This window comes from Yoonia sp., from assembly GCF_042093035.1.
Lineage (GTDB): Bacteria > Pseudomonadota > Alphaproteobacteria > Rhodobacterales > Rhodobacteraceae > Yoonia.
The window spans coordinates 1-9,589 of the sequence record NZ_JBELFI010000098.1; the positions used below are offsets into that span (position 1 = coordinate 1).

Below are 9,589 nucleotides of genomic sequence, written 5' to 3' on the forward strand. Positions count from 1 at the left end.
CTGGCTGAAACGGTCGTGCGCCAATGCGATCAGACGCGCCTCTGAACGCCGCGTCTCAGCAACGAGGGCCGGTGAGGGGTTCAGCAATTCCCATGTTGAAAGCTCCCTGTCGCTTCGGCTTGTACGATCAGTTTCGCCCGTCAAAGCGCTGATATTATATGCAAAATCATCGAACGTCGTGGTAAAGAGGCGCTGGCTTTCTGCGCTGTAGGTCTGGATCATTCCGTTGACCATAACCAATTGCGTGCTGTCGCTGTTGCGCACCAGAAACGCCTGTGACGCGGTATAGGTGATTTGCCTGTTCGCCGACCTGACATCGGACAAAAAGATATCCGCCAACCCGCCCTGTGGTGTGATCTCGCGGATGTAGAAGGTGACCCCGTCAACCGGCTCCAGAAACTGGCCTTCGGTCAGTAGGCGCGCGGTGACGTTTTCGGCGACCTCAGCCCGGCGGTCTGCAAGCTGACCGGCGCTCAGCGGCACAAGAAAATGCATCAGGACTGACATCAGAAGCGCCACAATCAATCCAAAATAAAACACCGGCCGCGCGAGCCGGAAAGGCGAATACCCTGCGGCTTGGACGACGGTCAGCTCAGATTCCGTCGTCATCCGGTTTGTGACATAGACAGCAGCGGCAAAACTGGCGATGGGCAACGCCAAACGGATGGTTGCGGGCAATGAAAGCGTGGTGAATTCGATGAATACGCCAAAGGATTGCCCGTCAGCGATCAATTGGTCGAAAAGAATGACGGCCCGGTTAATCCAGTAAATCAAAACCAGCACGAGGCTGAAAAACCCAAACAGCACCATAAGCTGCGACAGCAAATATCTGTCAAATTTTGCCAATGCGCCGCCCTTCGTTGTTATCTGCCAATAAACTAGCCCATACCTGCGGCGGATTGAACCGCTATCTGGTGAAAACCGGGGGCACGGTCTAGGTATGATCGCAACACGTTGCCTGACCAAAAAGGAATGCCCATGACCACGCCCGCCGAAATACAATTCAAAGATGTCGATCTGACGAAACTCGCCGATGTCGGCGGCAAAATCGTGGTCTTCATCGATACGGACGGCAAGATGGATGCCGGTGCGCGCAGGGTGAATACGCTCACGCGCAAGGCGGTTGCGCGCTTTGTCGATGGGTCGGATTTTGACAAGATGGCTGTCGGTGACCTCGCCACATTGGCGTTTCCCGCGGGCCTCAGCGCTGAGGCCGTTTGCATCCTCAAATTACCCCGTCGCCCCAGCAGTCAGGATGCGCGCAAAGCAGGCGCGATGATTGCCAAGGCGCAGGCGGGAAAGGATCTGATTATTTTGGCGGGCAGTATTGGGCGCGCCGATGAGATCGCATTGGGCATCGCTTTACGCGGCTACAAGTTCGATGCCCATAAAACGGGTGAGAAAACATCACCCGGTTCGCTAACGATGATGGTGTCAAAACCTGATGCGGTTGCACGGTCTGCCGCGCCAATGGCGGCGATCGCAGAAGGCGTTTTCTTTACCCGTGATCTGATTAACGAGCCTGCGAACGTGCTGACAACGGATAATTTCGCCGCGCGTCTGGTGGCGATGCAAGAGCTTGGTCTTGATGTTGAAATCCTCGAAGAGCCTGATCTTGAAAAGCTCGGAATGCGGACATTGCTGAGTGTTGGGCAGGGCTCTGATAGCCCGTCCAAGGTTGTCGTGATGTCATGGACCGGCGGCGGCAAAGAGGCCCCGTTCGCGCTTGTGGGCAAAGGTGTGGTGTTCGACACCGGCGGTATCAGCCTCAAACCAGCCGGTGGCATGGAAGACATGACCATGGATATGGGCGGGGCCGGTGTCGTGGCAGGTGTGATGCGCACCCTCGCGTTGCGCAAAGCCAAGGCGAATGTCGTCGGGATCGTGGGGCTGGTGGAAAACATGCCGTCGGGCAATGCATCCCGTCCGGGTGACGTGGTGAAATCCATGAAAGGTGACACGGTCGAGATCATCAATACCGATGCCGAAGGGCGATTGGTTCTGGCCGATGTGCTCTGGTATGCGCAAGAGCGCTTCAAACCAGTGGGGATGATTAACCTTGCGACGCTGACGGGGGCTATTCTGGTGGCGTTGGGCCATGAAAACGCGGGGCTGTTTTCCAATTCGGATGAGCTGAGTAACGCTTTCCTGAAAGCAGCGCGGACCGAGGGCGAAGGTGCTTGGCGGATGCCGATGGGGCCAGCCTATGATGAATTGATTAAGTCCCGGATCGCCGACATGAAAAACGTCGGCGGGCGTTTTGGCGGCTCGATCACGGCCGCGCAATTCCTCCGGCGCTTTGTCAAGGACGACGTGCCCTGGGCGCATCTGGATATTGCCGGTACGGCGCATGTGAAAAAGGAAACCGGGCTTGCGCCTGCCGGGGCGACAGGTTGGGGTGTGATGGCGCTCAACCGCTTGATCGCGGATCATTACGAAAACTGAGGGGGGCGGTATATTTCTACCAGTTGAAAGGCAGTCCGCTGGAAGCGACCCTGCCGATGCTTGTGGGCAAGGCGCGCGCTGCGGGGTGGCGGGTGCTGGTGCGCGGGTCTGATGAAACCTTGCTCAAACGGCTCGATGAGGTGCTGTGGCAGGGGCCTGAGGATGCCTTCCTCCCCCACGGGCGCGCTGGCGGGCCGCATGATGCGGACCAACCGGTGCTTATGGGTGATGTGCCCAGTGACGGATTTGCCTGCGTGATGAGCGTGGCGGGTGCCGATGTTTCCGAGCAAGAGGTGCAGGCGCTGGAACGGGTCTGTATCTTGTTTGACGGGTTGGACGATGCTGCATTGAACCATGCCCGTGGCCAATGGAAAGCGCTGACAGATGCCGGCTGTCAGGCGCAATATTGGGCGCAGGAAGACGGGCGCTGGACCATGAAAGCTGAAAAGTAATTGTCAGGACCGCAAGCTTGGCTGGAGATCACCGAACCAAGAGCAACTCATCATTGGCAATCTCAATCCGGTCATAAAGCCCCAGATATGTCATGCCCAACAGTGATGTTTCGAGTTCACCAGCATTCACTACCGCACGCACCCCGCGGTCGGTGACCCCCTCAAGTGAGACATCATTCAGGATGACAGGTGCCGTACGTACCACGCCATTTGCGGTGTTGGCGATGCGGCTATAGTCAAGCGTGCGCGGATCAAAGCCGATCCGTTCTGCGTCAGCCTGCGACAGGACCACTTGGCTGGCCCCGGTATCGACGATGAAATCAACCGGGGTATCATTAATCTCAAGTCGCAAGCGATAGTGACCGCCAGGGCCGCGCGGTACCGAAATCGTGGCCTCATCCACCAAAGCCTGACGCGGGTTCACGTCGCGGCTGATGTCGTCCCAAAGGCCGTAAGCACCGATCACGCCCACAAAGATCAAAGCCCAAATCGCCGCCTGTTGGGCCATCTTGCCCATATTTGAACGGCCCGCAATAATGGCAGAGCCACCGATAGCGGCACCAAGAAGGACCAAGTAGGTCAATTGCATGATCTGATCTGTACTCATGAGAGGGATATAGGGGCTATCCCCCGATCCCGAAACCCCGCAACCCGTCCAAGACGAATTGCACCGCCAAAGCCGCCAGCAACATGCCCAAAACGCGGGTGACGATGTTCAGGCCGGTTTTGCCAAGGGCGCGTTCAATCGCTGGGGCGGCTAGAAATGCCATCAAGACGATGAGAAGGACCGCAAAGATCACCCCCGCAATCGCCCCCAGGTCAGCGGCACCCTTTGCTTCGCCTGCCAGAAGGATCACCGTTGTGATGGCACCGGGGCCAACGATCAAGGGCAGTGATAGCGGAAAGACTGACGGGTCGTCTTCATGTTCGACCTGACCCTCTGCCGCTTCACCTTCGCGGCGCGCTTGGCGACGCTGAAAGAGCATGTCCAGCGCGGTCAGGAACAGCAAAATACCACCTGCGATGCGGAAAGCGTCCATTGAAATGCCGATGAAGCCCAAGACGGCCTCGCCCAGAAACAAAAAGACCATCATCAGGCTGAAAGCCACGATAAAGGCACGGATCGCAATGGCGCGCCGTCGCTGTGCCGTCATGCCTTGCGTCAATGCGATAAACACAGGCGCCAGGCCCGGGGGGTCAATGATGATGAACAGCGTTGTAAAGGCTGTGATGAGGGCGGGGAGTTCTGTCATGTTGGTACTTTAGTGGCAGGCGGTGACAGGGCTTGGCAAGCCTTGGGATGCCTCCGGCGGGAGTTTTTTAGCCAAGATGAAGGGCCCGGTCAGCTGCTTTGTGCTTTTTCGAGCTTTTCAAGGGCTACCATCCACATGGCTTCGGCGCGTTCCAGTCCGTCCATGACTTCGGCGTATTTTTTGTTCCATGTGGCCAGCTCGCCTGCTTTGCCGTCCTCGTAAAGCGCGGGGTCGGCGAGTTTTTTGGCCAGTTTGTCGCGCATCTCATTGATTTTGGAGACGCGCTCTTCGTTCTTGCGCACGTCAGCACGCAGCGTTTGCAAAGCTTCGCGTGAAGGTTTGGCCGCTTTAACAGGCTTGGGTTTGTCTTTTTCGGCCTGCTTTTCGGGTGTCAGCAGCATTTTGCGATAGGCTTGCAAGTCATCGGCATAGGGCGTCACATGCCCGTCCTTGACCAGCCACAGGCGGTCCGCGACCATGCTCAGCAGGTGCATGTCGTGGCTGACGAGGATAACCGCGCCGGAATAGGCGGTCAGCGCCTCAACCAGCGCTTCGCGGCTTTCGATGTCGAGGTGGTTCGTTGGCTCGTCGAGGATCAACAGGTGCGGCGCGGGCAGGGTGGCCAGCAGAAGCGACAGGCGCGCCTTTTGCCCACCGGAGAGCCTGCCAACCTCCGTGTCCGCTTGATCGGCACCGAGGCCGAAACCAGCCAGTCGTGCCCGCAATTTGGCCTGTCCTTCGTTGGGTCTTTCGCGGAACAGGTGGTCGAGGGGTGTGTCCTCGATCCGCAATTCTTCAACCTGATGTTGGGCGAAAAACCCGATGCGTAGTTTGTTGGATGTCACCATTTTTCCGCGCGCGATATCGAGCCGGTTCGACAGCATCTTGGAGAGCGTCGATTTGCCTTCACCGTTGCGCCCCAAGAGCGCGATCCGGTCGTCCTGGTCGATGCGCAGGTTCAGGTCGTGCAGCACGATGTGGTTGCCATACCCTACCGCCGCCCCTTCGGTGGCAATGATTGGCGGCGAAAGTTCTTCGGGTTCGGGGAAGGTGAAGACCGTGCGTGCCGCATCTTCTGGCGCGCGGATCGTTTCCATCTTTTCGAGCATTTTCACGCGGCTTTGGGCCTGTTTTGCCTTGGATGCTTTCGCTTTGAAGCGATCCACGAAGGCCTGCAAGTGCTGGCGCTGTGCGTCTTGTTTTTTGGCAGCAGCGGCTTGCACGGCCCGGTTTGCCGCACGCTGGCGCGCAAATGTATCGTAGGGACCGGTGTAGTAGATCAGCCCCTTGTCTTCGAGGTGCAGGATCCCGCCCACAGAACGGTTGAGCAACTCGCGGTCGTGGCTCACGATCAGGACAGTGTGGGGGTATTTCGTCAGGTAAGCCTCAAGCCACAGCGCGCCTTCGAGGTCGAGATAGTTGGTTGGTTCGTCCAGCAGCAAAAGGTCAGGTTCGGAAAACAGCACGGCTGCCAAAGCCACGCGCATCCGCCAGCCACCGGAGAAGGCGGAGCAGGGCATCTTTTGTTCGTCGTGGGTAAAGCCGAGGCCGCGCAAAATGGTTGCCGCCCGCGCTTCTGCTGACCATGCCTTGATGTCGGCGAGCCGCGTCTGCACTTCGGCGATGCGGGCCGGGTCCGTGGCGGTTTCGGCCTCTGCCAAAAGCGCTTCGCGTTCGGTGTCGGCGCGCAAAACAGTATCGATCAGTGACACTTCATTGCCCGGGACTTCCTGGCTGACGCCGCCGATTTTCCAGCCTTTGGGGATGCTGACGCTGCCCGTATCCAGCACCATTTCCCCGCGGATAATGCGGAACAATGTTGTCTTGCCAGAGCCATTGCGCCCCACAAGGCCGACCTTATGGCCAGTGGGGATCGTGACGGTCGCGTGTTCGACCAGCGTGCGGCCTTCGACGGAATATGTGAGGTCTGAGATTTTGAGCATATGGGCGCTATGATTGATCCGATTGATGCGGTCAATGGGGTTTGGCTTTGCTGGCTCTGGCGTCCGCTGATGGGGGCAGATATGCAGGCAGAATGGAACAGTCGCGCAGCATATTTTGGGCCACGATTTTGGTCTTTGCCATTGGCACCTCCTGGGGGCTTTACTGGATCCCTGTGCGCGAAATTGCAGCGCTGGGGCTGGATGGCGCTTGGGGTGTGTTGGCAATTACATCTGCGGCCCTGATTGTACTGTTACCCTTTGGGTGGCGGGGGCGCAAAAATCTGGCAAGGTCTGCGCCATTGGCGCTGGTATCGGTGGCACTGTGCGGTATGGCTTTCCTGCTCTATTCGGTAAGTCTGCTTTATGGCCGCGTGGCGATCGTTGTGATTTTGTTCTTCCTCACCCCGGTTTGGAGCACACTTTTGAGCAAAATTTTGCTCGGCTGGCCGATCACCCGCACGCGGATTGTGGTGCTTTTGCTCGGGATTGCTGGACTTGTAGTGATGTTGGGTGCTGATGGCGATTGGCCGATCCCGCGGAACTTGGGTGAATGGTTGGGGCTGACCGCCGGTTTTCTATGGGCGTTGTCTACGGTCGGCATCCGGGCAGTTTCAACAGCTGGTCCGTTAGAATCGGCCTTTGTCTTAGTGGCTGGTGCGTGGCTGGGGGCGATTTTGCTGGTCCCAATGCTGGCACCTGCACCGGACATTGGCGCGCTGGGTCATTTGGGTGCATTGCTCGGCTGGGTGTTAGCGGCGGGCCTGTTGGGTGTGGCGGCGGCAATGGCTGGCATCATGTGGGCCGCGACCCGGCTTGATCCGTCGCGCGTTGGCATATTATTGATGGCAGAAGTCTTTGTCTCGGCTATCAGTGCCGCACTCATTGCGGGTGAGGCGTTGAGCGCGATTGAAATCGCGGGCGGCAGTTTGGTTTTGCTGGCGGGCGCGGTTGAGGTTTGGCCGCGCAAGGCCGCACACCCATAGTTGCAAGCGACACGCGCCAAATCACCGCTTTTCATGACGCAGACTGCATGGTAGGGCGCAGCCATAAATTCATCGGGGTCACCCCCGCGTCATCTAAGAGGCTTAAGACATGGCTATCCAGCGTACATTCTCTATCATCAAACCAGACGCCACAAAGCGTAACCTCACCGGCAAGATCGCGGCCAAGTTCGAAGAAGCGGGTCTGCGCATCGTGGCCTCCAAGCGTATCCAGCTGACTTTGGCACAAGCCCAGCAGTTCTACGGTGTTCACGCTGAGCGTCCATTCTTTGACGAGCTGTGCGAATTCATGATCTCCGAGCCGATTGTGGTGCAGGTTCTGGAAGGCGAAGACGCCATCGCGAAGAACCGCGAAGTTATGGGCGCAACAAACCCAGCAGACGCCGCAGACGGCACGATCCGCAAGGAATTCGCACTGTCCATCGGTGAAAACTCCGTCCACGGGTCCGACGCGCCTGAGACAGCGGCAGAAGAGATCGCGTTCTTCTTTTCCGGTCTTGAATTGGTTGGTTAGGACAAACTAAAAAAAACCTGAAGAAGCCGCTGCAACATTCTGTTGTGGCGGCTTTTTCTATGTCTTTCGAAAATCAAAAGCTTGTCATTTGAGCTGTTCATTCGCCTAGCTTCGCTGCGCTGATGTCGAGCCGGTGCCCTAACGGTTTTTTCCGTTTTCGACAGGGCTGCAGCACCGTTCATTTGCGAGCGATAGACTTTGTTGCACTGCCGTCGCCAAATCGTGTGTTGCTTGATTGGATGCGCCAGAACATGCTGTGGTTATCTAGAGGAGACAGCCTTTGAAATTAACTATTCTTGCAGCAAGCGTCACTGTAATTGGCACATTGCCCGCCTTCGCCCAGTCATACGACGTGGATATCACCGCGACTGGGCAGGCAGAAAACTTCTTTGAAGCCTTGTCGGGCGATCTGATGGTGACGCGGAGCGGGTCAACGATTGATAACTTTCAGGGGTTGGAGGGAACTCCGCTTGAAGGCGCCACTGGGCGCTGTTTTGGCGCCACCATGTTTGTGAATGGTGTACCCGATGGACTTGGGAATTGCGTATTTGAGGACCAGAATGGAGATCGGATCCTGCAAGCCTGGACAGTCGATACCTTCGTAGACGGTGTGTCTTATGGCACATGGCGGTTTGTGGGCGGCACAGGGGCGCATGAGGGTGTGACGGGGCGCGGTCATTTCGAGCGTGAAACTGTCGGATTAACAGGTGCGAACACAACGCGGATTATTGGTGTCGCAAGTTGGCCCGAGGCAAGGTGAGCCAAAAGAGATATCAAGTCGGGGGTGAGCGCAGTTATTATTTGCGCGCCTCAACCACCCCGATCAGGTTGAGCATCCGCTCCAATTCGGAACGATCCGCATCAAAGCTTTGCGCTTTAATCTTGTCAAATTGGCGGCGCAGCGCTTTCTTTTCTTCGCCCTTGCAGTCGTTCCAAGGGCGGCCTTGCAGGGCCATGTGCAGGACGTAATAGGGGATGAAATGCGGCTTTGATCCACCTTCCAATAGCTTGGCGTAGGCCACATCTGCGCCGAGTTCGAACAGCTCTTCTGCCGTGGCGATACCGACGGATTTCAGCGAGGCCTCAAACGCGGGGCCGATGTTTTTAATAGATGAAAGTGCTGCCATGTGCCGACGATAACGGTCGGAGAAAAAAGAGGCCAGCGCGTTTGCCCGTGAAGCCGGGAGGGTGCCTTCGGGCGCGCACTGGCCCCGCAGATCGTGGTGCCGTCAGATACTTGCGTAGTCGGTATAGACGGGCTTGTTCGTGCTGCCTTGCATCGCCGGCGCGGGAGGTGTCGTCGCGGGCGCGGGCTTTGGCGGTATCGGTTTTGCAGTGGCCATTTGCTGGTCCTTTCGCATGCTCGTGGCACAAGATTAGAAAATCATGTGCCCATTTGACGAGCATGTTTTGCCAGAATGATGCGGACGCCGTGACAAAAATGTGACCTTTTACGCGGGTTTTAGCTTTTCCCGCGTCGTGGTGCCGCACTGCCGCCCTTGCCTAAACCCTTGCGCGGCTTGGCTTTTCCGCCCGGCGGGACAAACCGCTTGGAGGTGTCTTTGGCATTTCCCTTGGGCTTTCCGCCTGCGCCAGTGCGTGGTTTCCTCTCCGTGCTGTCGCCGGATTTGCCCTTGTAGGGGGGCTTTTTGCCGTCCGATTTGCCTTTGTAGGGTGGTTTGCTCCGCTTTTCGGTCAGCGCGTCGCCGTGGTCGCGGCGCTCTGGCTTCTGGCGTGGTTTGCGTGGTTTATAATCATCCGCAGCACCGGGGACCGGCTGGATAGCGGCGACATTATCTTGGCGCGATGGCGGCGGCGGGGCCTGATCGCGCGGGGCGTGGCGCTTTGCTTTGGGTTTGTCGCCGTAATCACGCTTTGGCTTGTCGCCATAGTCACGCTTCGGCTTACCTGCGTGATCGGGCTTGGGTTCGTCCGAATAGTCACGCTTCGTCTTGCGTGGCCCGCGCTCGCCCAATTGGGG

At 57.7% G+C, this 9,589-nt stretch carries 10 protein-coding genes and 1 pseudogene; 5 read left to right on the forward strand and 6 right to left on the reverse strand.

The features are described 5' to 3' along the window. Window positions 1-825: LptF/LptG family permease (locus tag ACFDSS_RS11470; RefSeq protein ID WP_375255879.1), on the reverse strand; the 825-nt coding region annotated here is incomplete at its 3' end. Between the two features lie 153 nt (window positions 826-978). On the opposite strand from ACFDSS_RS11470, the gene ACFDSS_RS11475 reads away from it, so the two are divergent. Continuing rightward, complete coding sequence (locus tag ACFDSS_RS11475) at window positions 979-2,445, forward strand: leucyl aminopeptidase (RefSeq protein ID WP_375255880.1); 1,467 nt, start codon at window positions 979-981, stop codon at window positions 2,443-2,445. Then, the gene (locus tag ACFDSS_RS11480; RefSeq protein WP_375255887.1) at window positions 2,442-2,897 is read left to right on the forward strand and encodes a DNA polymerase III subunit chi; all 456 of its coding nucleotides are present in this window, start codon (window positions 2,442-2,444) and stop codon (window positions 2,895-2,897) included. Before ACFDSS_RS11475 ends, ACFDSS_RS11480 begins: the two co-directional genes overlap by 4 nt. A gap of 28 nt (window positions 2,898-2,925) precedes the next feature. Here ACFDSS_RS11480 and ACFDSS_RS11485 read toward each other — a convergent pair whose 3' ends face one another. The 3 genes from ACFDSS_RS11485 to ACFDSS_RS11495 form a co-directional block, all read right to left on the reverse strand. Next, a complete protein-coding gene (locus ACFDSS_RS11485; protein ID WP_375255881.1) occupies window positions 2,926-3,504 on the reverse strand; it encodes a TIGR02281 family clan AA aspartic protease in 579 nt (192 codons plus the stop codon). Window positions 3,505-3,520: 16 nt separating this feature from the next. Next, the gene (locus ACFDSS_RS11490) at window positions 3,521-4,150 is read right to left on the reverse strand and encodes a MarC family protein (RefSeq protein ID WP_375255882.1); all 630 of its coding nucleotides are present in this window, start codon (window positions 4,148-4,150) and stop codon (window positions 3,521-3,523) included. A gap of 89 nt (window positions 4,151-4,239) precedes the next feature. Beyond that, window positions 4,240-6,093 carry an ABC-F family ATP-binding cassette domain-containing protein gene (locus tag ACFDSS_RS11495; protein ID WP_375255883.1) on the reverse strand — a complete coding sequence of 618 codons (1,854 nt, stop codon included), beginning with the start codon at window positions 6,091-6,093 and terminating at the stop codon, window positions 4,240-4,242. Between the two features lie 92 nt (window positions 6,094-6,185). Here ACFDSS_RS11495 and ACFDSS_RS11500 point away from each other — a divergent pair, with 92 nt between their 5' ends. From ACFDSS_RS11500 to ACFDSS_RS11510, 3 genes are all read left to right on the forward strand, one after another. Beyond that, window positions 6,186-7,076: a DMT family transporter gene (locus ACFDSS_RS11500; protein WP_375255884.1), complete on the forward strand. Its 891-nt coding sequence runs from the start codon at window positions 6,186-6,188 to the stop codon at window positions 7,074-7,076. A gap of 109 nt (window positions 7,077-7,185) precedes the next feature. Next, window positions 7,186-7,608, forward strand: a complete 423-nt coding sequence (ndk, locus tag ACFDSS_RS11505) for a nucleoside-diphosphate kinase (RefSeq protein WP_148055205.1) — start codon at window positions 7,186-7,188, stop codon at window positions 7,606-7,608. Window positions 7,609-7,888: 280 nt separating this feature from the next. Further along, window positions 7,889-8,368, forward strand: coding sequence for a hypothetical protein (locus ACFDSS_RS11510; protein ID WP_375255885.1), 480 nt, complete (start codon window positions 7,889-7,891; stop codon window positions 8,366-8,368). Window positions 8,369-8,405: 37 nt separating this feature from the next. On the opposite strand, the gene ACFDSS_RS11515 is transcribed toward ACFDSS_RS11510, so the two are convergent. After that, the gene (locus ACFDSS_RS11515) at window positions 8,406-8,735 is read right to left on the reverse strand and encodes a TfoX/Sxy family protein (RefSeq protein ID WP_375255886.1); all 330 of its coding nucleotides are present in this window, start codon (window positions 8,733-8,735) and stop codon (window positions 8,406-8,408) included. Between the two features lie 335 nt (window positions 8,736-9,070). Then, window positions 9,071-9,589: pseudogene (locus ACFDSS_RS11520) on the reverse strand (ATP-dependent RNA helicase); the annotation flags it as partial.